The organism is Deltaproteobacteria bacterium, from assembly GCA_016709225.1.
Taxonomy (GTDB): domain Bacteria; phylum Myxococcota_A; class Polyangia; order Nannocystales; family Nannocystaceae; genus Xiheibacterium; species Xiheibacterium phototrophicum.
The window spans coordinates 1,396,160-1,418,019 of sequence record JADJEE010000012.1 but is presented as its reverse complement, the minus strand read 5'-3'; the positions used below and the strand labels follow the sequence as shown (position 1 = coordinate 1,418,019).

General features: G+C 71.0%; 19 protein-coding genes. 5 read left to right on the top strand and 14 right to left on the bottom strand.

Going from position 1 to position 21,860, the window contains the following annotated elements:
* Positions 1–118 precede the first annotated feature (118 nt).
* Together IPH07_30845 and IPH07_30840 are read left to right on the top strand one after the other, a co-directional pair.
* Positions 119–505 carry a hypothetical protein gene (locus IPH07_30845; protein MBK6921835.1) on the top strand — a complete coding sequence of 129 codons (387 nt, stop codon included), beginning with the start codon at positions 119–121 and terminating at the stop codon, positions 503–505.
* Positions 489–1,106, top strand: a complete 618-nt coding sequence (locus IPH07_30840) for a hypothetical protein (GenBank protein MBK6921834.1) — start codon at positions 489–491, stop codon at positions 1,104–1,106. Before IPH07_30845 ends, IPH07_30840 begins: the two co-directional genes overlap by 17 nt.
* A 4-nt stretch (positions 1,107–1,110) precedes the next feature.
* Here IPH07_30840 and IPH07_30835 read toward each other — a convergent pair whose 3' ends face one another.
* Positions 1,111–1,473 carry a hypothetical protein gene (locus IPH07_30835; GenBank protein MBK6921833.1) on the bottom strand — a complete coding sequence of 121 codons (363 nt, stop codon included), beginning with the start codon at positions 1,471–1,473 and terminating at the stop codon, positions 1,111–1,113.
* A 186-nt stretch (positions 1,474–1,659) separates the two neighbouring features.
* Positions 1,660–3,099 carry a sugar transferase gene (locus IPH07_30830; protein ID MBK6921832.1) on the bottom strand — a complete coding sequence of 480 codons (1,440 nt, stop codon included), beginning with the start codon at positions 3,097–3,099 and terminating at the stop codon, positions 1,660–1,662.
* A 303-nt stretch (positions 3,100–3,402) separates the two neighbouring features.
* Here IPH07_30830 and IPH07_30825 point away from each other — a divergent pair, with 303 nt between their 5' ends.
* Both IPH07_30825 and IPH07_30820 read left to right on the top strand, forming a co-directional pair.
* A complete protein-coding gene (locus IPH07_30825) occupies positions 3,403–4,401 on the top strand; it encodes an aldo/keto reductase (protein MBK6921831.1) in 999 nt (332 codons plus the stop codon).
* Positions 4,402–4,513: 112 nt separating this feature from the next.
* Positions 4,514–4,921, top strand: coding sequence for a winged helix-turn-helix transcriptional regulator (locus IPH07_30820; GenBank protein MBK6921830.1), 408 nt, complete (start codon positions 4,514–4,516; stop codon positions 4,919–4,921).
* On the opposite strand, the gene IPH07_30815 is transcribed toward IPH07_30820, so the two are convergent.
* On the bottom strand, positions 4,891–6,792 hold the full coding sequence (locus IPH07_30815; protein ID MBK6921829.1) for a permease: 1,902 nt from the start codon (positions 6,790–6,792) through the stop codon (positions 4,891–4,893). The genes IPH07_30820 and IPH07_30815 overlap by 31 nt on opposite strands.
* Before the next feature lie 185 nt (positions 6,793–6,977).
* Positions 6,978–7,313, bottom strand: a complete 336-nt coding sequence (locus IPH07_30810) for a transcriptional regulator (GenBank protein MBK6921828.1) — start codon at positions 7,311–7,313, stop codon at positions 6,978–6,980.
* Positions 7,314–7,380: 67 nt separating this feature from the next.
* Between IPH07_30810 and IPH07_30805 the strand changes: the two genes are divergently transcribed.
* On the top strand, positions 7,381–8,571 hold the full coding sequence (locus IPH07_30805) for an MFS transporter (protein MBK6921827.1): 1,191 nt from the start codon (positions 7,381–7,383) through the stop codon (positions 8,569–8,571).
* Here IPH07_30805 and phoU read toward each other — a convergent pair.
* The 10 genes from phoU to IPH07_30755 form a co-directional block, all read right to left on the bottom strand.
* Positions 8,544–9,236 carry a phosphate signaling complex protein PhoU gene (gene phoU / locus IPH07_30800; protein ID MBK6921826.1) on the bottom strand — a complete coding sequence of 231 codons (693 nt, stop codon included), beginning with the start codon at positions 9,234–9,236 and terminating at the stop codon, positions 8,544–8,546. The genes IPH07_30805 and phoU overlap by 28 nt on opposite strands.
* An 83-nt stretch (positions 9,237–9,319) precedes the next feature.
* Entirely contained in the window at positions 9,320–10,702 is a 1,383-nt protein-coding gene (locus tag IPH07_30795; protein ID MBK6921825.1) for a PAS domain-containing protein, read from the bottom strand.
* Positions 10,703–10,712: 10 nt separating this feature from the next.
* Positions 10,713–11,414, bottom strand: coding sequence for a response regulator transcription factor (locus tag IPH07_30790; GenBank protein MBK6921824.1), 702 nt, complete (start codon positions 11,412–11,414; stop codon positions 10,713–10,715).
* Between the two features lie 185 nt (positions 11,415–11,599).
* Positions 11,600–13,744: a hypothetical protein gene (locus IPH07_30785; GenBank protein ID MBK6921823.1), complete on the bottom strand. Its 2,145-nt coding sequence runs from the start codon at positions 13,742–13,744 to the stop codon at positions 11,600–11,602.
* An 8-nt stretch (positions 13,745–13,752) separates the two neighbouring features.
* Positions 13,753–15,777 carry a c-type cytochrome gene (locus IPH07_30780; GenBank protein MBK6921822.1) on the bottom strand — a complete coding sequence of 675 codons (2,025 nt, stop codon included), beginning with the start codon at positions 15,775–15,777 and terminating at the stop codon, positions 13,753–13,755.
* 235 nt (positions 15,778–16,012) lie between these two features.
* A complete protein-coding gene (locus IPH07_30775) occupies positions 16,013–17,026 on the bottom strand; it encodes a hypothetical protein (protein ID MBK6921821.1) in 1,014 nt (337 codons plus the stop codon).
* Positions 17,023–17,856, bottom strand: a complete 834-nt coding sequence (locus IPH07_30770; GenBank protein MBK6921820.1) for a hypothetical protein — start codon at positions 17,854–17,856, stop codon at positions 17,023–17,025. The genes IPH07_30775 and IPH07_30770 overlap by 4 nt, the downstream gene beginning before the upstream one ends.
* A gap of 128 nt (positions 17,857–17,984) precedes the next feature.
* Positions 17,985–18,890, bottom strand: coding sequence for a hypothetical protein (locus IPH07_30765; protein MBK6921819.1), 906 nt, complete (start codon positions 18,888–18,890; stop codon positions 17,985–17,987).
* A gap of 22 nt (positions 18,891–18,912) precedes the next feature.
* Positions 18,913–20,457 carry an MFS transporter gene (locus IPH07_30760; protein ID MBK6921818.1) on the bottom strand — a complete coding sequence of 515 codons (1,545 nt, stop codon included), beginning with the start codon at positions 20,455–20,457 and terminating at the stop codon, positions 18,913–18,915.
* 58 nt (positions 20,458–20,515) lie between these two features.
* Entirely contained in the window at positions 20,516–21,811 is a 1,296-nt protein-coding gene (locus IPH07_30755) for a hypothetical protein (protein ID MBK6921817.1), read from the bottom strand.
* Positions 21,812–21,860 lie beyond the last annotated feature (49 nt).

Below are 21,860 nucleotides of genomic sequence, written 5' to 3'. Positions count from 1 at the left end.
GTTCGAACGTGGCATCCTCCGCGCAAAGCTCCCGTCGTGTCGCCGATTTGCTCCCGGCGCGCGACCGGGGGATGCTTGCGGCCCGATTCCCATGCGCCCGCGCACGACCATCCTGTTGGTGTCCACCCTCGTTCCGTTGCTGGCGTGCCACAAGGCGCGAGAGAGCGCGCCCGCGGCCGACGGTGCGCCGGGCGGAGCCGCTGCCACCGCGCCCCAGGACGAGCTCGGCGTGCTGCAGCAACGTGTCGCGGGGTACCGCGCCGAGCTCGAGTCCGCCCGCGCCGACCAGGGCAAGGGGGAGGCCGCCTCGACGCTGCCCGAGGACGCCCCCGCAGCGCGCTGCAGCCGGGTCTGCGATCTCTCGGCGTCGATCTGCGATCTCTCGGATCGCATCTGCGAGCTCGCCGAGGAGCACGGTGACGAGTCGCGCTACGTGGATGCGTGCAGCGAGGGCCGTGATGATTGCCAGCATGCGACGGAGGCCTGCAATGCGTGCTCGAGCTGAGCTGGGCCGACTCTCCGGCATCGTGCTCGCGGCCCTCGTGGCCGCGTGCAAGGTGACTGCATCGTCCGGCACGTCGGCGCGCGAACCCGTTGCGGACGATCTCGACGCCATCGCGCAGGCGCTCGCTGCCAACGAGGCCGAGCTCTCGGCGGCTGGCGTCGTGGTGGTCGCGCGCAACGACGCACCGGCCAACGTCGGGACGCCACCCGCCGCCGAGGATGCGCCCACCGAGATCGACGATGCGGGCGGCGCACCGGTCGAGTCGCCGCCGGGCCCGGACGAGGAGCCCGAGCCGGACGCACTCGAGGCAGCGCCGACGGCCACTGCGAGCCAAGCACCCGAGCGGGTGACCACCGTCGAACGCGAAGCGCGGCGCCGACGATCGCGCCGAGCTCGTCGTGCCGAGGCGCGCGCGGACGAATCGCCCGCCCCGCGCTGCGAGCGTCTCTGCGGCCTCGCAGAGACGACCTGCGAGCTTCGCGACCGCGTGTGCAGCCTCGCGGATCGCCACCCCGACGACATCCGCTACGATGTCTCGTGCCGTCGCGCCGACGATCAATGCGAGGCGGCGAGCGCTCACTGCCTCGCGTGCGAGGCCTGAGCTCTCAGGCGAGCGAGCGTTCGACGGCCAGCACGGCGATGCCGAGGTGGTAGAGCAGCAACGCGTTGTACGTGACGAACGCGAGCGCGATGCCGAAGGTCGCGAGCCTGCGTGCGCGCTGCCGCCACAGCAGCAGCAGCCCCAGCGACACCAGCAGCGACTTGCTCAGGGCGAACGCCACCGCGTTGCGCTCGACCAGGTCCTGCAGCAGAAGGTTGGCCTCGGTCGCGATCCCGGAATGCACCCAGATCAGCGTGAACACGGCGTCGAGCAGGTTGAGCAGCAGCACCGCTGCGACCGCGGCACGCAGCCATCCGCCGCGTTGGGCATCGTCGCCGAGCTCCACCAAGCGTCGTCGGACCCGCATCAGCACGCATTGGTTGGTGTGTGACGTGGTAGGTCGATCTGCAAACAGACCACCCATCCACCCACGCCGTCGCCCATGGCATCCGCTCGGGATCGCAGCGAGATCACGGAATCGCCCCGGCGCACCACGGGCCACGTCGAGCGCGAAGGCGCCCAACCCGGGCCGAGACGCGCGACCGCCGGCGGATCAGCTCGCGCCGGAGCCCCGCAGGACCGCGGGCACCGTGCGGAAGATGATCTTCAGATCGAGCCACAACGACCAGTTGTCGATGTACTCGAGATCGAGCGCCATCCACTGCTCGAAGTCGACCTGGTTGCGACCCGAGACCTGCCACAGCCCCGTGAGCCCCGGCTTCACCGACAGGCGTCGACGCTGCCACGGTTCGTACTGACAGACTTCGGACGGCAGCGGCGGGCGCGGGCCCACGAGGCTCATGTCGCCGAGCAAGACGTTGATGAGCTGCGGCAGCTCGTCGACGCTGGTCGATCGGATCAGCCGACCGATCGGCGTGATGCGGGGGTCCTTCTTGATCTTGAAGACCGGCCCACCCATCTCGTTGAGGTGCGCGAGCTTGGCCTTGAGTGCCTCCGCGTCGACCACCATCGAGCGGAACTTCAGCATCGTGAACTTGCGGCCGTGACGGCCGGCACGAACCTGCTTGAAGAACACCGGGCCCTTGGAGGTGAGCTTGATGGCGAGCGCAGCCCCGATCATCACCGGCGACGCCAACAGCAGACCGACGGAGGCGCCGAGGATGTCGAGCAGGCGCTTGACCAGCAGACGACCCTGCGAGGTCGGCACGCGGGTCATGCCGAGCATCGGTAGATCGAAGCCGGTGACGTTCGCGACCTCGATCTTGGCGCTGCTGGGGGGCAGCACGCTGGGCATGGTCAACAGCACGTCGACGCCGCGCTCGTCACACGCCGCGAGGGCCCGAGAGAAGCGATCGGCGTCCTGGCCCGGGACCGCGAACACCACCTCGTCGACCGCCTCGCCGTCGAGGATCGACGCGAGGTGCTCGACGTCGCCCATGATGGGTTCGGCCTCGGGCTCGCAGGTCTCGCCCGGCACCGTCACGTGACCGACGAAGCGGTTGTTCCACGGCGAGCTGCGCTTGAGCGAGGCCGCGAACGACAGCGCATGCGGCCCGCACCCCACCACGAGCACGCGATGCCCGTCGACGTCGGTGCGCCGGATCGCCGCCACGGCTTCGAGCAGCAGGATGCGACCCACGATGAGCGCACCCAGCTGCATCACGGCCAGCAGCGCGACGAAGCTGCGGGCGATGAAGGCGACCTTGTAGAGGAACGCCGCGACCACGAACAACGCGATGCCGACCCCGACCGCGCGGCCGTAGCGGACGAACATCCGCCAGTACGACACGCGGAAGTCGTTGGTCTTCGTCCACGACAGCGCGAGTCCCCACATCGGCAGCAGCAACCACACCAGCTGGTAGTAGTCGTCGGCGTTGACCGGAAGGACCTCGACGAGCCCGCTCAGGGCCTTGATCTCTGCGTCGCCGAGCCAGCGCCGCAGCAGCAGTGCCGCCATGAAGGCGCCCGCGCTGACCGCGATGTCGAAGACGAGCAGGATCTGCCGAAAAAGCACCGCCTGATGGCGCGTCACGCGATCCGTCCCCCCTGGCCCTCGTGCTGCTCCCACTCGCCATGCGAAGAAATCTTCGCACTGTGGCTCACGCGGATTGCTGCGCTCGGGTCAGCGTCCTATCTACACGGGTGCGTGTGGGCTTTCAAGGGGGTTCGCGGCCACTGCCCCGTGAACTCGCGGCGTCCGCCGGATGTCAGCCATAGACGCGCTCGATGATCGCGCGATCGTTCGCCGCCTTGCCGCGGCCCGTCGCGCCGTGCGGCGCGAAAATTCTCTCGCGGGAGGGCGCGCGCGGGTGTCCGCTCGGCCAACATGCGCGCGATGGCGGGTTCGGCAGTCTTCCTCGGCAGCACAGGGGTGCGCATCGCACCGCTGGCCTACGGCACGATGGCGTTCGGCGGTGACGTCGACGCCACGCTGGCGGCGCGGCTCTTCGGCATGGCGCGCGATCGCGGGGTCAACCTCTTCGATTGCGCCGATGTCTACAACGGCGGTCGTGCCGAGGAGATCCTCGGTGACCTCGTACGACCGTGTCGGGATCGCGTGGTCATCACCAGCAAGGCGTACTTCCCGACCAGCGACGACGGCAACGCGCGCGGGACCTCGCGATACCATCTCGTGCGTGCGGTCGAGGCCAGCCTGCGCCGGCTCGGCACCGATCGCATCGACATCTACTTCCTGCATCGCTTCGATGACGTGACGCCGCTCGACGAGACGCTGCGCGCGGTCGAGCAGCTCGTCGCCAGCGGCAAGATCCTCTATCCCGCCGTGAGCAACTTCGCCGCCTGGCAGGCCGCGCGAGCGATCGGTCTGGCCGAGCGATGGGGCTGGCAGCCGATCGCGTGCGTGCAGCCGATGTACAACCTGGTCAAGCGTCAGGCCGAGGTCGAGATCCTGCCGATGTGCAGCGCGCTCGGCCTCGGTGCGCTGACCTACAGCCCGCTGGGCGGGGGCTTGTTGAGCGGCAAGTACGGCCGTGAGCATCGGCCCGAGCACGGTCGCCTGGTCGATGTCGCGATGTACCGCGAGCGTTACGGTGCGCCGGAGAACTACGAGGTCGCGGAGCGCTTCGTCGCGTTCGCGCACGCACGCGGGCTGGATCCCGTGGCGCTCGCGATCGCCTGGGTCGCGGCGCATCCCGCCGTCACCGCACCGATCATCGGGGCCCGCGACGAGGCCCAGCTCGCGCGTTGTCTCGCGGCACTCGACCTCGAGGTGGATGCCGAGCTGCGCGCCGCGATCTCGGCGCTGTCGCCCACGCCGGCGCCCGCCACGGATCGCAACGAGGAGAGCTCACCCGCCAACTACGGCCAGCGCTGACGCGGCCCACGGATTGCGCACGACGTGCGGGCGAGCGGGCCGGTTGCTTCGCGAGGCCCGGTGCGGCTATGGTCGCGAGGAGCCGCTGCCGCGGCGCTTCGACCACCGACGGATGTCGACCGCACCACGAGCCTCCGATACGTCGACGTGTGCCGATCACGAGCACGGCCGACGCCAACCCCCGGTTCGCGAGCCCGAGGCGGTCGAACGCGCGGTCCGCCTGTTCCGCGCGCTCGGCGACGAGGCGCGGCTGCGAACGCTCGATCTTCTGGTGCCCGGCGAGGCTTGCGTCAGCGAGATCGCGGCCAGCACCGGCGAACGCGTCTCGACGGTGTCGCATCGCCTCCGCTTGCTCCGCGCCGAGGGCCTCGTGACGCGCCGGCGAGACGGTCGGCACATCTACTATGCGCTGGCCGATCGCCACGTGCTGGAGCTGGTCGAGAACGCGCTGGTCCACGCGACCGAAGAGCACCACAAAGGCGGTGCCGATCACGACGACGACGACGACGACGACGCCTGACGCCCGTGGTGGTGCCCGTGTTCGTGTTCGTGTTCGTGTTCGTGTTCGTGTTCGTGTTCGTGCGCGTGCGCGTGCCCGTGGTCGTGGTGCCCGTGGTCGTGGGTGTGCCCGTGCGAGTGGGCGCCGGCGTCGAGAACCTCCAGCCACGGTTGCACCCCCGCGCGCCACAGCTGCACCAGCAGGAGCGCGCCGAGCACCGCGAGTGAGGCCCACGCGATCCACCCGTGGCCGTGCGCTGCGAGCAACGCCTGCGGTGGAAACACCGGCACGTCGAGCAGGTTCACGAGTCCACCCATGGCCGTACTCGCCAGCGCGATCGCCAGCACACCGAGCGCCGTGACGCGTCGGCCGTAGGCGCGCCCGAGCACCGCAATGGTCGCGACGTTGGTCGCTGGTCCCAGCATCAAGCCCACCAACACCGCGCCGGGTGAGACGCCCTTGAGCAGCAACACCGCGGCCATCGGCGTTGCCGAGGCCGCGCAGACGTAGGTCGGCAGCGCGACCACGGCGATGACCAGCACGTCGAGACCGGTATCGGCGAGCCCCGCGAGGCCATCGGTCGGCACACCGATGTCGATGAACGCAGCGGCGAGCAGGCCCACCACCGTCCACGGCGCGGTGTGCAGCAGCAGCTCGTCGAAGCAGCGCCAGGCCTTGCGCCACGTCGAGCCCTGCGGCTCGGTCGCGGCCACCAGCTCCGCCGAGGTCACCTCGCCGCCGACGTGGGCGCGGCCCACCAGCCTCGCGAACACCACACCTGCGAGGATCGCCAGGGCCAGCGCAGCGAACAGCCGCACCAGCGCGAACGGCCAGCCCACGAAGCGCAGCGTCAACGTCAAGGTCTCGGGCCCCAGCTCCGGCGTGCTGATGAGAAACGCGACCACCAGCGCGACCGGTGCACCGCGGGCCTTCAGGCCGGCGGCGATCGGCAGCACGCCGCACGCACACAGCGGCAGCGGAGCCCCGACCGCGACGCCGCGGATCGCCTGCCGCAGGGGCGTGCCGCGATTGAGCCAGCGCGCTGGGATCCGCGATCCCGTCAGCTGTAGCACCGCACCGAGCACGAGGCCCAGCAGCAGCATCGGCGCGGTTTCCAGCGCCAGCTCGAGCCACGCATGTTGCAGCCGGACGTGGACGCCGCCGCCGGGATCGTGGGAGTGCACCGAGAAGAGCGGCAGCGCCACGCCGATCGCGACTGCGATCACGTCGAGTACGCGCACCGACACCGTGCGGCGCGGCGGCGCGAGGTCGTGGTGCAGCAGCACGTGCGAGAGGAAGCCGGCCACCAGCGCCGCGAGTACGGGCGCGACGGTGGCGGTGACCCGCGTGCTGACCCAGCCCGCGATCGCAAACCCGAGCGCCGAGGCCAACACCAGCGCCAGCACCCGGCGCAGCGCCGGCGGTCGACCGCGGCGGGCCAACACGGTGCCGATGAAGAGCGCCGTCAGGGGCACGGTGTGCGCCGCGACGGCGAGCACCAGCTCGACGTGATCATGGTCGGCGTGCAGCGGTCCCGTGTAGGTGCCGAGTGCGAGACCCTCGACGAACTGATGGGCGACGAAGCCGAGGTAGCCGAGCTCCTCGCCGACGCCGTGGGCGGTGACGGCAGCACCCGACCCGCGCCGCAGCCGTCGACGGAGCAGGGCGGCGAACGCCGGTGGCAGCGCGAGTGCACCGACGAAGAGCAGCAGCGCGACGGCGCCCAGCTGCTCGACCGCCTCGGGCAGCAGCTGCAGCGCCGCGAGGGTCGCGACCGCCGTGATCGCGAAGGTCCGTAGCGCGCCCAGCCACATGCTGTCGCGCGGGGCCGCGGCTGCGAGCACCGCCCCGAGCAGCACGGACCCGAGCGTGATGAGCAGCGCTTCGTTCATCGCGGTCGCCGGCCCATGGCCGGCTCGACCTTCGCTCCGTAGCGCGGGCGTGGGGGCGGCGCAATCGCGGCGGCCGCGTCGTCACCCGCGGGACCCCGCCGGCTGCCATGGAGGCCCGCGGACTCACCGTGACGACCCCGCGCGGTCGTCATTTCGACGGTCATGCAACTTTGCCAGCGTCGATGTCAGCGCGTCTCGATGCGGAAGCGCGGCGGCTCGATGCGCTCGCTCTTGCAGCGCGGGCACCGACTCGGTCGCGACATGCGGTCGCGTTGCTCGAACACGTAGTCGCAGCCGTTGCAGCGCGCCGGCGCGACCACCAGCTGCTCGTCGGACCCCGCCAGCGACTTGCGCAGGTGCTCGAGGTGATCACCGACCTGCTTGCTGGCGATGCCGATCAGGCTCGACAGCTCGAGCGCCGTCAGCGGTCGGGCCCCGCGCAGCGTCTCGCGGAGCGCCGCGCGGACGGTCTGATCGGCAGCCCGCGGCGCGACGAGGGGCTTGTCGGAGGGGGCGGACATGGCGGCGCGACAGAGTCTACGCCAGGCGCGCGCAACGGGCAGCGCGCGCCACTACAATCCCGCACCGGTGGCCACTCCGCGTCTGGCGACGCCCGCGTTCGTGCTCGGCTTCGCCGCCAACTTCGCGCACTCGCTGGCGTTCCACAGCTACGTGCATCTGCCGGGACATCTGCAGGCGCTCGGGGCCAGCGAGCTCGACATCGGCGTGATCGTGGCGACGATGGCGATTGCGGCCATCGGCGCACGGCCCTTCATCGGCGCGCTGATGGACGAGCGTGGCCGTCGTGGTGTGGCCCGCGTCGGCAGCATCGTCAACGTGCTGACCTGCGCGGCCTACCTCGGCATCCACAGCATCGGGCCGGCCCTGTTCGCGCTGCGGGTGTTGCACGGGATCGCCGAAGCGATGCTGTTCTCGGTGCTGTTCACGATCGCCGCCGACGTCGTGCCGGCGGCGCGGCGTACCGAGGGCATCGCGCTGTTCGGCATCTCCGGCATGATCCCGCTGTCGCTGGCCGGCTGGCTGGGCGACGCACTGCTCGAGGTCGCGGACTACGATGCGCTCTTCTTCGCCACGTTGGTGGCCGCTGGCGTGGGCACGGTGGCCTGCTTCGCGCTGCCCGACTCGCGCCCGCCCCGTCATCCCAGCGATGCACCGGCGCGGCCATTCCTGCGGGCCGTGTTCGCGGCGCCCCTGCGTCCGTTGTGGTTGGTGGGCTTCGGCTTCGCGTTGGCGGTCGCGTCGTACTTCGCGTTCCTCAAGACCTTCGTGGGTGCGCGCGGCGTCGGCTCGGTGGGGGCGTTCTTCGGTGCCTACACGGTGGCGGCGATCGTGCTGCGGCTCGGCTTCGGGCGCCTGCCGGATCGCTTCGGTGCGCGACCGACCCTGCTGCCGGCGCTGGCGTGCACGGCGATTGCGGTGGCGCTGCTGGCCGAGGCCGACAGCAACCTCGACGTGGTGCTGGCGGGGGTCTTCGGCGGCATCGGCCACGGCTACGCGTTCCCGATCCTGAGCGCGATGGTGGTCGATCGTGCGCTCCCGGCCGAGCGCGGCGCGGCGCTCTCGACCTTCACCGCGCTGTTCGATCTCGGACTCGTCGTCGGCGGGCCGCTGTTCGGCCTCGTGCTCGAGCTCAGCGACTACCGCGTGATGTACTGGCTCGCCGGCGCACTCACGGTGGCGGCGATGATCGGCTTCGTGCTGTGGGATCGACCGTCGGCGTCAGGGCGCGATCAGCCCGGCGCGCGCTTGCCGGGGTGACGCACGTCGCGGCCCTCGATCATGAAGATCACGAGCTCGGCGAGGTTGGTCGAGTGGTCGGCGATGCGCTCCAGCCACTTCGCGACCGACTGCACGTGGATGAACTCGTGCACGGTGTTCGGGTCGGCCCGCATCGACGCCAGCAGCTCGTCGAACACCCGGTGGTAGAGTTCGTCGACCTCGTCGTCGCGCTCGATGACTTCGCGGGCCTTGGTCGAGCTGCCGCCGACGAAGGCATCGATCGCGTCCTTCACCATCGACTCGACCAGCGCGGTCATGCGCGGTACGTCGCGATGCACCACCACCGGGTTGCCGCGGCTGAGATCGATCGCGCGCTCGCAGATGTTGACCGCCAGATCGGCGATGCGCTCGAGGTCGGTGACCATCTTCATCGCGAGCGTGACGAAGCGTAGGTCCGACGCCATCGGCTGCCGCTTCGCCAGGATCAGCAGACACATCTCGTCGATGTCGACCTCGGCGCGGTTGACGGCGCGGTCGAGCTCGATGGTGGATCGTGCGAGCTCGGCGTCGCGCTCGGCCAGTGCTCGGCCGGCACGCGCGATCATCTCTTCGACGCGTCCGGCCATGAGCAGCAGGCTCTGACGCAGCGCTGCGAGCTCTTGCTCGTACGTGCGGGCCGTGTGCTCGACCGGCTTCGACACCATCGACAGAGCCTAGCAGGCAATCGGCCGCGCGCGCATCGGCTCCGTGTCGCCGTCTTCCGGTGGTCGCGATCGGCGGACGCCGGTCACGCCGCCGACTCGGCGTCGGAAGCTGGGCTGGCCTTGGGCAGCGCGATCCAGAAGATCGATCCGCGGGGCGACCGGGGCTCGACGCCGGCCGAGCCGCCCATCGCCTCGACCAGGTGCTTCACGATCGAGAGTCCGAGCCCGGTGCCGCCGGCTTCTCGCGAGCGGCCGCTGTCGACCCGGTAGAACCGCTCGAAGACCCGTGCGGCGTGCTGCGGCTCGATGCCGGGACCGTCGTCGCGGACCTCGATGCGGATCTGCCCGCGGTCGCAGACGGCGGCCACCTCGACGTGGCCGCCCACCGGCGTGTACTTGACCGCGTTGTCGACCAGGTTGACCAGTACCTGCTCCAACGCCTTTGCGTCGGCGCGCACCCAGACCGCCTCGTCGACGTGATCCGACAGCGTGATCTGCTTGGCGAGCGCGTCCTCCTCGAGCGCGAGCACCACGTCGGCGGCCAGCTCGTGCAGCTCGAGCGACTCCAGTGCCAGCACCCGCTTACCCGCCTCGATGCGCGAGATGTCGAGCAGGTCGCTGATCAGGCGCGTGAGTCGATCGGCGTGACGGTACAGCGCCTCGACGAAGCGGCGCGCCGCATCGGGGCTCTCGAGCGCGCCGTCGAGCAAGGTCTCGGCGTTGGCGCGGATCACCGCGATCGGCGTGCGTAGCTCGTGCGAGACGTTCGCGACGAAGTCCCGACGCACGCGCTCGAGGCGACGGATGTCGGTGACGTCGTCGGCGACCACCACGATGCCGCCGTCGGCGAGGCGACTGGCGCGGCTCTGCACGTTGCGATGGCTGCCGGGGAGCTCGAACTCGGTGGTTTCGGGCTCGCCACCGGCGGCGACCCGATCGAGTAGCTCGTGCAGCGCCGGCACCCGCACGCGCTCGAGCAGCGCTCGCCCCTCCCAGCCGTCGCGCAGGTCGAACAGCGCGCGCGCGCTGCGATTGGCGCTGGTGATGCGGCGCTCGGCGTCGAGCGCGAACACGGCGGGGGCCATGGTCTCGAGCACGGCTTCGAAGCGGTCGCGCTCGGCCGACAGCGAGCGCAGCGCGGTGTCGAGCTCGCCCGCCATGCGATGCACGGAGCCGGCGAGTCCGGCCATCGCGGTGTCGTCGGGCATTGGGCCGCCACTTCTGGGGTCGCGGGTCTGCGCGCTCGCGACCAGACCCTGCAACGTGCGCGAGAGCTCGCGTTCGCTCCACGCCAACCCGACTGCCGAGAGCACGACGCTGGTGATCCATGCCAGCACGAGCACCGTCCACAGCAGCGCGCGGGCGTCGGGCACCATCGACGTCAGCAGCAGGCCCAACACCAGTGTGACGACCAGCTGCGCGCCCGCGAGGACGGTCAGCGTCGGCATCCATCGTCGCGCACGCATGCGCACGAGGTCAGTCCCCCGCGTTGGGTTGGGGCCGGAAGCGATAGCCGACGCCGCGCAGCGTCTCGATGCAATCGGCGACGTCACCCAGCTTCTTTCGCAGCCGACGCACGTGGGTGTCGACCGTGCGCGTGGTGATGTCGCCGTTCATCTCCCAGACGTGGGTCAGCAGCGCGTCTCGGGTCTGCACGCGACCCTTGCGCTGGGCCAGCGCGATCAGCAGACGAAACTCGAGCGCCGTCAGCACGATCTCCTCGTCGTCGATCCACACGCGGTGGCCTTCGACGTCGATCTGCAGCCGTCCGAAACGCAGCCGCGCGCCGGGCTCGGTGGCACCCTCGGTGCGGCGGAGGATCGCCTTCACGCGCAGGGTCAGCTCCCGCACGCTGAACGGCTTGGTGACGTAGTCATCGGCGCCGAGCTCGAAGCCGACCACGCGATCGACCTGGTCGGCCTTCGCGGTCAGCATCAGCACCGGGATGTCACGGGTCGATTCCGACTGCTTGAGGCGTCGGCAAACCTCGGTGCCCGCGATGTCGGGGAGCATCAGGTCGAGCAGCACGAGATCCGGTGCCGGGCTCGCGCTGGCCAGTGCGAGCGCCGCTTCACCGGTGCCGGCGCGCGTGGTGCGGAAGCCCTCGCGCTCGAGGTTGTAGGCAACCGTCGAGACCAGGTCAGCCTCGTCGTCCACGATGAGGATCTGTGCGGTCATGCCGTGGCATCACCCGTAGCACGGTTTGCCGCGGTCCACGTGACAGCCTGGTGACGGCGGCGCGACACCAGGCGGTTCGGGCGCAGGAAACCGCGGGCCGACGGGGCTTTGGCGCTCGCACGTGCGCAAGCTCGCCGGCGGCTCGGCCGCAGCTCGTCGCAGGCCGCGGAGGTTGCCGCCGGTGGCTACGGCTCGCAGATGCTGCGCTGATTCGCGGTCGAGAACGCGGTGTTCGGCGCGGTGCCGAGCACTTCGAAGTCGAGACCACAGCGGTCGTAGGCCGACTCGCCGGTCGCGCCGTCGCGCACGACCGCGCCGGTCGGCGAGGCGATCGCCACCAGGTCGCCCTGCGGCGACCAGTTGACCTCGTTGTGGAACGCCCCGGTCGTGAGCGACCACAGTTCCTTGAGCGAGTCGCTGTCGTAGACCGTGATGCCGATGCCACCGGTGCGTTGGTGCACCGCGAAGAAGCGCTTGCCATCGGCAGTCGGCCATAGCTCGTTGACCGAGCCGTCGCCGATCGCCTTGCTGCGCACGTGCTCGCCGTTGTCGACGAACACCTCCATGCGGCTGCCGTTCCAGCGCACGCCGTACTGGCGACCCTTCGCGTCGATTGCGAGCGGCGCGATCTGGCCGGGCTTGAGATCGATGGCCTTCTGCTTGATCTCGTCGACGCTGAGGTCGGAGCGCAGCTCCGCGAGGGTGTAGAAGCGGACGTGGTTGCCGCTGTCGAGCGACCACATCACCGCGCCCGCGTGGCCCGGTGCGCCGCCGCGCAGCAGGCCGGTACGGTACGACGTGTCGGCGATGATGTACGGGCCGCGGAATCCCAACCTGTCGTCGAGCTCGAACACGCGACTGTCGTTCACGACGCTCTGGCGATCGATCAGCAGCAGGCCCTGTTGGGCATCGAGCTGGACCGAGCGCACCGAGCCGTTCACGCCCGCGGTGGCGATGACGTCGCCGGTGTGCCAGTCGATCAGCTGCACGCCGCCCATGCCGTCGACGACCAGCAGCCGGTCGTCGGTCGCGAAGCGCACTCGGAACACGCCGCTGGTCGGATCGGTGGCGATCGACACCGACTCGTCGCCCTTGCCCGCGAGCGGCTCGACCCAGATCGGGCCCTGGGGATACACCGTCGCCACCGATCGCGAGCTCGGGGAGATCGCGATGGCGTTGGCGGTGAGGCTGCGGTAGCCGAGGAACTGGTGTCGGCCGGACTTGGTGTCGGCGACGTACAGCCAACTGCCGTGGCCGGCGATGTGGCGGTTCGACGCGAAGCTCTGCGCGCGCACGTTGCCGTTGAAGTCCTGCGGAGGAGCGCTGCGGACGTGCAGCGACTTGCCTTCGAGGTCGATCAGCCACGCGACGCCGCCGTCGTTGGCGGCGGCGAGCAGCTCGGTCTTCCCCACGAAGCCGAGCGCGGGCACCGTGTGGGCCTGAGCGGCGGCGGCGAAGCGCTGCTCCGGCGTATCGGCGAGCAGATCGATCACCACCACGTCCCACTGCGCACCGTTCCACTTGTCGACCACCGCGGCCTTGCTGCCGTCGGCCGCGAACGCGAGCCCGCTCGAGTGGAGGTTCAGCTGGGCCGTGAACAGCCGGGGCGTGCCACCACGGCGGATCGTCGGCTTGGCGCCGGTCGTGATCGCGATCGGCTGCAGCTCGAGCTTGGTGGTGTTGGACGTGCGCTCTTCGATGACCGCGAGGGCGCGCTTGCCATCGCTCGAGATGCGCAGCTGCATCGGCCGGAACTTGCGCTCCTCGAGCCGCGCGACCTCCTTGGCGTCGCCGTCGAGCAGGCGCAGCGAGTGGTCGCGGAACAGCGCGAGCACGTGCTTGCCGCCCGGCAGCACGTGCCCCTCGATGAGTGGCTCGAACGGCGGCAGCTCGGCGTGGGGCACGACCTTGCCGTTGGCGGCGACGTCGTAGAGCTTGGCCCCGCCCGAGGCGTCGACCATCAACACCCGCCAGCCGTCGCCGAGCCGCGCGAGCGACATCGCCTGCGGTGCGCGTGACGGCATCGCGATGGGCTCCTGCGAGCCGTCCAGTGCCGGCCAAAGTCGGACCCCGCCGACGGCGTCACGGCTGAGCGCACCCATGCCGTCGGGTGACAGCGCGACCATGTCGATCGCGCCCGAGTGGGCCATGCCCGCGCGACGGGTGCGGACCGTCTTCACGCGGTGGTTCGGATCACCCGGGCGGTTGGTTCGCGCGCCGCCGTCGGGGCTCTCACCGTGGGTCGGCGAGCGGGTCGGCTTGGGCGCGTCGTGGCACGACGAGAGCAGCCCCAGCGCGAGTGCCAGGGCCGAGCACGACAGACGGAGCATGTCCCGTTCTACAGCGTCTCGAGGTAGGCGACCAGGTCGCTGATCTGCGCGTCGTCGAGCCGCGAGGTCTTGCCCATGGCGTGGATGCTGCCGTTGTTGCGCAGCAGCGACTCCAGCGAGCTCGCGCTGCCGTCGTGATAGTAGGGCGCGCTCGCGGCCAGACCGATCAGCGACGGGGTGTCGACGGCCGGGAGGTCGGTCGCGAGGTCGTGGCGCTTGCCGTCGGTCGTCATCGCGCCGTCGTGGCAGTTGAGGCAGCCGGTCGTGCTGCTCTCGAACAGCTGCTTGCCGCGGGCGACCGCTGCGGGCTCCTCGACGGTGGGCGTGCGGGGCTTGGGCAGCGCGGTGAGGAACGCCTGCAGATCCTTCGCGTCGCGGTTGGTGATGCCGGAGCCACCGAGTCGCTTCACCGTGCTCGTGAGGCTCACCTGGAGGTTGGCGTCCTGGCCATCCCACTTGAACGGGTGGGTGCCCTCGAGGCGGCCCGACAAGAACGGGGTCTGCAGGATGTTGCCCTGCAGGAACCAGGTCAGGCCGTCGGAGCGGGCCTCGGCGTGGCAGCTCGCGCACGCCATCGCGCCGAAGGTCGAGATCATGCCGTTGCGACCCTCGCGGAACAGCTTCTTGCCGCGCAGCTCCGAGCTCGAGAAGCTGCTCTTCGCGAGCTCCTTGCTGGTCGAGACCATGCTGGGGGCCGTGCCGCCGCTGGCGTCGCCCTTGAGGCGGACGACCTGACGGGTCAGCGAGCAGAACACCAGCACCTCGCCGTTCTCGCCGTCGACCGCGAGTCCGTCGGGGGCGCAGCCTTCGCTGCTCGCGATGTGGTGCTGCCAGCCGAGGTGCACCGACGCCTGTGAGACGTTGGCCACCGCCATCACGTCGTCGGAGCCGTAGGCGGCGACGTACAGCGTGTCGCTGTTGCCGTCGTACGCCATCGCGCGCGGCTGGTGGAGGTTGGTCGTCGCCATCGCGGTGCGGATGTCGCCGCTCTGGCCGGCATCGGGCGTGTCGAGGAACGCGAGCCGGTGGGTGATGGGCGACTGGAAGCCATTGCCGCCGCCGTATCCGCCCGACGGCACCTCGAAGTCGCCGCTCGCGAGGTGCGGCGTGCTCAGCTGGTGGGGCACCACCGCGAGGCCATGCCCGACGTACATCGGCGCGAAGGCGTTGCGAACGAAGCTCTTGCCCTTGTCGGGGTTGAACGCGGGCGTCTTGACGGTGCCGCCCGCATTGCCGGTCTGGGCCGGGATCGCGGCCTGTCCGAAGGCGTTGTCGAAGCCGGCGGTGTTCGCCTTGGCGGGGTCGAGCGAGACGAACGACAACTTCGGCGCGTGACCCTTGCCGCCCAGATCCACGCGGGCGACCGCGCCAGTGGTCAGGAAGGTGACGAGCGCCTCGTGGCCATCGGGGGCGATCGCAACCCCGCGGGGCTCGGGGCCCAGCTCGAGCGACCAGCTCTCGAAGCCGGTCGTGGTGTCGAACGCCACCAGCTTCTGATCGGCCACGTGGGTCACCAGCAGGCTGGCGCCGTCCGGCGAGAGCGCGAGGCCGAAGGGCTCCGCGCCGGTACGCCACGCGTCGGTCTGCGCAAGGCCACCCTTGGCAAGCGACACCACCACCACGCGATCGTGCGCACGGTCGCTCACGAACGCGCGCCGATGCTTCGCATCGACCACCAGCTGGCCGGCATCGCGGCCGATCTCGAGCTCCGCCACCAACTCGCCCTGCACGTTGGTGCGCAGCAGCTTGCCGCTGTCACCGTCCACCACGAGCGCGCCGTCCTTCAAGGCGGCGATGGTGCTGCCCGCGAGCGACGCGGAGGGCGGGGTCGCGGCGGGGGCTTGGGTCTCACCCAGGGGGGGATCCTGCAGTGCGAAGGGCAGCTCGGCACCGCCGCCCACCATGCCGAACTGCCCGATCTCCTCGAAGTGCGGCTGCTTCGACCGCGCCACCGATCGGGCACTGGCGCCAGCGATGGCGAGGCACAGGGTCGAAGCGGCGAGGGTGGAGACGACGAGCAGGTGGCGCGGCATGGGCGAAGCCTTGAGACGCACGACCCCCTCGATTGTTCCACGCCGTTGGTCACGGCGTTGTCACCCACCGCGATCGTGGGATGCCCGACGCGGTGGGACGCGGTTCCGCCCCGTCCCGCGCCCCATCGACGCACGCCGAGGATCGCCGATGCGGTTGGTTGCTGCGACAAAGGCAGGCGTCGACCCGTGCGTTGACGCACCGGTCGACGGTCGCTGCATGGGGGATCGCGCGACGCTATCGCGCTTCGCGGCCGTATCGCTGGGTCATGCCGTGGGTCAGCACGGCCGCAGCCGCGGGGGCACCCCAGAGGATGTTTCCGCGCAGGCCCACGAAGAACATGCCCGCGGCCTGGGTGCGGAACGACTCGGGCACGTCCTCGCGCGCCAGCGGGCTGTCGTACTGGCCGCCGACCACCAGGGCCGCGAACCCACCGATGCTGAGGCCGATGTCGCCGGTCACGCCGACAGGGCCGCGCTGCATCTCGTACTTGGGCTCGGCGCCGCCGAGGTCCTTGGTCGATCGCCGCGCGAGCTTGAACGCCATCGCGCTGGAGAATTCGATCGCCGGTGCGAAGCGGCCGCGACCGAGCCAGTAGCGGCCGACCAGCCCGATGTTCCCCCAGGTGTCACCGGTATCGCTGAAGATCGCGCCGGCCTTGGGGCCCAGCGTCATGCGGGTGTAGCGGGTCTTGCCGCGGGTCTCCACCAGCACGGGGATGTTGAACCAGACGTCGTACTGCGCGCGGCCGCTCGACCACTTGTGCGCCGACTTCTCGCGCACGTCGCCCTGACGTAGGCGCGCCGCGAAGGCACCCATGGCCTGCACCTCGACGTTGAAGCCGCACAGTGGATCGCCGATGAGGCAGTGCCATCGCACCTTGCGGGTCTCGGGCGCCGGGGCCGGCGCGAGACCGTGGCGCTTGCGCAGCGCGTCGAGGTCCTGCGCGGTGTAGTAGGGCGCCTTGTCCTGCGCGTTGCCGGCGGAGACCACGAAGGTCTCGCCGGTGCGCTTGGGCGCATCGATCGGCGGCGCGGCCTCTTCGGCCGGCGGCGCGGCCTCTTCGGCGACGGCGGTGGGCTCGGCGGTGGCCGGCTCGGTGTTGGCGGTCGGCTCGGTGGTGGCGGGCTCGGCCACTGCAGGCGCGTCCGCGGGCGCGGGGACCTCGGTCGGGCCCTCGGTGAGCGCGCGCGGACGCTGCACATCGGGCGCCATCACGGCCAGCAGGGCGATCGCGGCGGTGATCGTCACAGCGCACCTCCGAGGGCCATGCCGGCGATCGCGAGCGCGATGAGTGGCGCGGCTGCGATGCCGTGCGCGCGCACGCCCAGCGTCACGCGGGAGTCGCGATCGAGGAAGTCGCCGCCGGCGAACAGCGTCGCCCAGCCACCGAAGCCGAAGCCCACCTCCGCGTGGGTACCCCACAACGCGACGCCGCTGGTGAGCACCTGGCTGCGCACCGTACCGACCGAGAGATCGAGGTGGATGCCGTGGGCCTTCTTGCTGAGCCAGATCTGGTTGAGCACCGCGATGCGTGTGGCGTCGGTGCGCACCGTGCCGCGAACTTCTTGGTTCTCGGCGTTGCCCTGCACCGTCACCGAGCCGGTGCCGCGACTCCAGCTGCCGACCAGGCCCAGGCCCCACGGATGCCAGCTGCGCCGCCCGGCCAGCATCAACGGGCGCACCACGACACCACCGTGCACGCTGAACTGGCCGTACGGTACGTCGGGGCCGGCGTTGCTCGCCGGTGCACGCAGACCCACGGCGACCCCCGCGGAGATCAGCAGCGACGTGCGGCACCAGCTGCCGTCGACGAAGCAGAATGCGCCCTTGCCCACCGACAGCAGCGGCTTCTTGGGCTGGGCCTCCAACGCGGCCGGGTGCGCGGTGTCGGACGGTGGCTCGGCCTCGAAGAAGGGCCCGTACTCGTCGGGGTTGCGCTTGCGCGGCGTGCCGTCCTCGGGCGCCGTCGCGGACTCGGTCGGCTCGGCGGCCGTCGCCTCGGCCCCGAGCGTGTCGGTCGCGGGCGCGGTCGCCAACGCGGCGGCGAGCGTGAGGGTCGAGGCGGACGAGAAAGGCATCGGGGCACTCCCAAACGGGGGCGGCAGCCGCAGCTTACGCCCGCGCCGGGTGTCCGCGAAACCATCCGCCCCCGCCCGCGTCCCGGGCGGGCCCCGGCCGTGCGGCCGGTCCCAGCCGTGAGACGGCACTACGCGGCGCGCCGCAGGGGCGTGGCGTCCGCGAGATCCGCCCGTGCGCGCGCGAGCTCCCGCAGGGCTCGCTCGAGCAGCGCGCGGGCGCCGTCGCGGGGCTCGCCGCCGTTGCGACGGGCCGCGGTCCGGATCTGCAGCGTCGCACCGCCGAAGGCCAGTGTGCCGCGGCCCGAGCACGCGCTCGCGAGCCGCAACGCCATCGCGTCGCGTCCGCTGCTGGCGGTGCACGGCAGCACCACGAGCACGTGGTCGACCGGCATCGCGCTGCGCGGGAAGTCGACCACGGTGACGTCGCCCTCGGCCGGCCCGCCGCGCTCGAGCGGATCGCAGGCACCGACGCGCTGGCTGCCGCTCAGATGGCGCGCGATCGCGTCGGCCACCGCGGCCGCACGCTCGGGGTTGCCCGCGGCCGCGACCAACACCGAGAGCTCTTCGAAGTCGAGGTGGCTGCGACGGACCTCGCGGGCGAGGTACCGCAACACCGCGCCACCGCCGAGTGCGTGACGGGGTCGGCCGAACTCGTTGCCGTGTGCGCGCAGGGCCAGCTCCTCTTCGGTGACCCGCAGCGCCCGGGACAGTCGCATGTCTTGCACGACCAGCGCGTAGCTCGAGCCCTCGGGGTCCGGCAGCATCAGCCACCGCAGTCGCAGCGCGCGTCCCTGGGCCGGCGCGGTCGAGACCGCGTCGCCAGCTCGCAGTCGCAGGTTCCACACCGGTGGCAGACCGAGGATTGCGAGCACGTGATCGGCGTCGGCCCCCAGGAGTTGCGCGCGGGGGGTCGCCAGCAGCTCGCACGCGCCTTCGCTGACGATCGCGGCGCACTCGTTGCGGAACACGATGACCCCGTCGCTCAGGCTGTCGCACAACATCTCGAGGCCGAGCGCATCGACGGTGAACGTCATGCCCGACCCATCGCCGGATCGCCTACGGGTTTGTAGGGTGGCCGTCGGCGGGCCGCGGTGGCGCGTCGTGGGCCGCTTCGTCACCGCGCCCTCGATCGAGGAAGGGCGCGAACGGCAGCACCAGCATGCTGGGAATCGTGGCCACGAAGCTGAGCAGGAAGAAGTTCGTGAAGCCCATGCGCGCGACCAAGTAGCCGCTGCCCATGCCGGCGACCGTGAAGCCGATGCTCATGACGGCGGTGAGCACGGCCATGTGCGTGGCTTTGTGGCGGGGGTCGCAGCAGCGCATGATGTAGATCATGAACACCGAGGTGCCGAGTCCGGCGCCGAAGTCCTCGAGGATGACCACGCTGGCGATCATCTCGATCGCGACCTGCGAGGGATCCCCGACCGCCGCGAGCAGGACGTAGAGCAGGTTGGGCAGGTTCTGCGCGAACACCATCGGCCACAGCCAGCGCCGCAGTCCGTGCTTGGCGATGAGGTAGCCGCCGAGCAAGGTCCCGATCATCGTGGCGATGAAGCCGAGCGTGCCGTTGATGACACCGTAGGCCTCGAGCGAGAGGCCGCAGGCGTCGCGCAAGAACGGCAGCCTCATCTTCATGAGGAACGACTCACCGGTGCGGAACAACAGGATCAGCGCCAACGCCCGTGGGATCTGCGGGTGCTCGAGGAAGTCGACGAAGGCCCGTGCGTAGCTGGAGTTCCGGCGGCGCAGGAACGCCTGCACGCGGCCGAGGAAGATCATGGTCGGGATTGCGACCAGCAGCAGCGCGACGCCGATCCATTCGCCGAGTCCGAGCGAGCCGACCAGCGGCACCTCGGCGATGCGCTCGCGCAGCCACGCGAGCGGAGCGTCGAGCAGGCCCGACGTGCGCTCGAGGCCGATCGCGGCCGCGACCACCGCGAGCATGATCAGCCGCCGCGGCCGCGCCATCGCCGACAGCCACACGCGCAGGGGCACGCCGCGGCGCTCGACGTCGGGCAGGGCATGGCGGTGGAAGAACAGCATTGCGACCGCGACCGCGACCGCGAACCACCACGCGGCGTGCCAGCCCGCGAAGCCCGCGATCACGAGCATCGGCCCGCTGGCGACCAGCACCGCGCCGCGGTAGGCGGCCGCACGCAGACCGACGTACTTGGACTGCTCGTCGCGGTCGAGCGCCTCGAGGTAGTAGCCGTCGATTGCGACGTCGTGGGTCGCCGCGACGAACGCCAGCGCGACGAAGACGACCGCCGCGACGGCCATCGGCATGGTCGCTCCGAGCAGCGCGAGCGCGACGGTGATCGCCAGGACCAGCCACTCGCAGCCGAGGATGAAGCGGCGCTTGGTCTCGTGGCGATCGAGCACCGGTGCCCACAGGAACTTGAGGTTCCACGGCAGGTGGAAGGCCGACGTGAGTCCGATGGCCTGCACGCTCGCCCCGAGGTCCTTGAAGAGCACCTCGGCGACGTTGTTGACCAACGCGTAGGGGAAGCCCTCGGCGTAGTACAGCGTCGTCACCCACGTCAGCGGCGGCATGCGCCGCGTCGGCGTGGTTGCCGGCGTGGGTTCGTTCGGCGCAGTCATCGATCGGGCCTCCGACGTATACACCCGTGATCCGCCGTGGGGGCGAGCATGCGGCGCTTCAGCCCCGCCACGACACGAAGTGCGACCACACCAGGACGCACGACGCGACCGCGACGAGCAGGCACAGCCACAGCACCGCGCGGGCACGCCACGGGTGCTGCAGGTGCGCCTGGGGCTCGGCGATCCACCGCTGCCACGCCACCGCGAGGCCGAGCCCGACGATCGGCACCGCGGGCACGAGGTAGCGATGGTCCAAGGTGGCACCGCCCGACGGCGTGCGATGCAGGCAGAGCAACAACAGCCACGGCAGCAGCGGAAGCAGCAGCCGCGGCTCCCGCAGTGACGGCAACGCGGCGACGCCCAGCGCCATCACCGGTGCGATGGCCAGCACACCCGCGCCCTCGCCGAGGCCGAGCAGCGTCCACGCTCCCGTGACGGGGTTGCCGGCAAAGGTGCTGCCACGCTCGCGCGCGAACGCGAAGGCGGCGTGGTGGTCGTAGCCGATCGACCACCACGCGCCGAAGGCGGCGTGGTGATACGCGGCCGTCGCGATCGCAGGCGCCGCCGCGCCCAGCAGCAGCAGGCCCCAGCGGCGCGGGGGCATCGCGAGCGCGAGCTGCAGCCCGATGGGCACCACCAGCACGTAGTCGCTGGCGACGGCCCACGCGCCGGCGAGCCCCGCGATCACGGCCCAGCGATCCGAGCCCGCGCGGCCGCGGGCGGCGGCGAGCAGCGCGATGCACCACAACGTGCCGCTGGTGACGTGGGAGAACAACGTGGTCGAGTAGGGGCCCCACGAGGTCGCGAGCGCGACGGTGATCATCGCGAACGCGCGGGCGCCTTTCGACATGCCGCGATCGACGAGCCAACGCTCGAGCGCGAGCAGGCCCAGCAGGCCCATCGCGGCTGCGTGCATCACGACCAACAGCGCCGTGCCCTGGTACTGCACCAGCGCGGGCGCGCGACCGTGCCGACGCGCGCGTGCCACGTAGGTCTCGGCGAACGCGTCGCCGGCTGGGCGCACGACCATCTGGCCGTGGGCGAGGGCGCGGTCGCGCAGCACCGGGTCGAGCTGCGCGCCCAGCCACACCGCGGGCAGGGCCGCGAACGCGGTGCCCGGCGGTCGGTCGGAGTAGTGGTGGCCATCGCGCTCGGCGCGGTCGACCCATAGCGTGAGCGCGACGTCGGGATCGATCGATGTCTCGTGACGCAGTGCCAGCGCGCGTGCGAGCGCGACGTGGGAGCCGTCGTTGCTGCTCACGAAGCCACGACCGATCGCGACCCACAGCAGCCACAGCGCCACCAGGGCGAGACGTCGCGGCCAGCGGCGGCCGGTCGAAGCGGGTGCGGTCATCGTGGCGGTGCGCGCTCCGGAGTGTCCACGGCTGGCCGCGGTGTGTCAT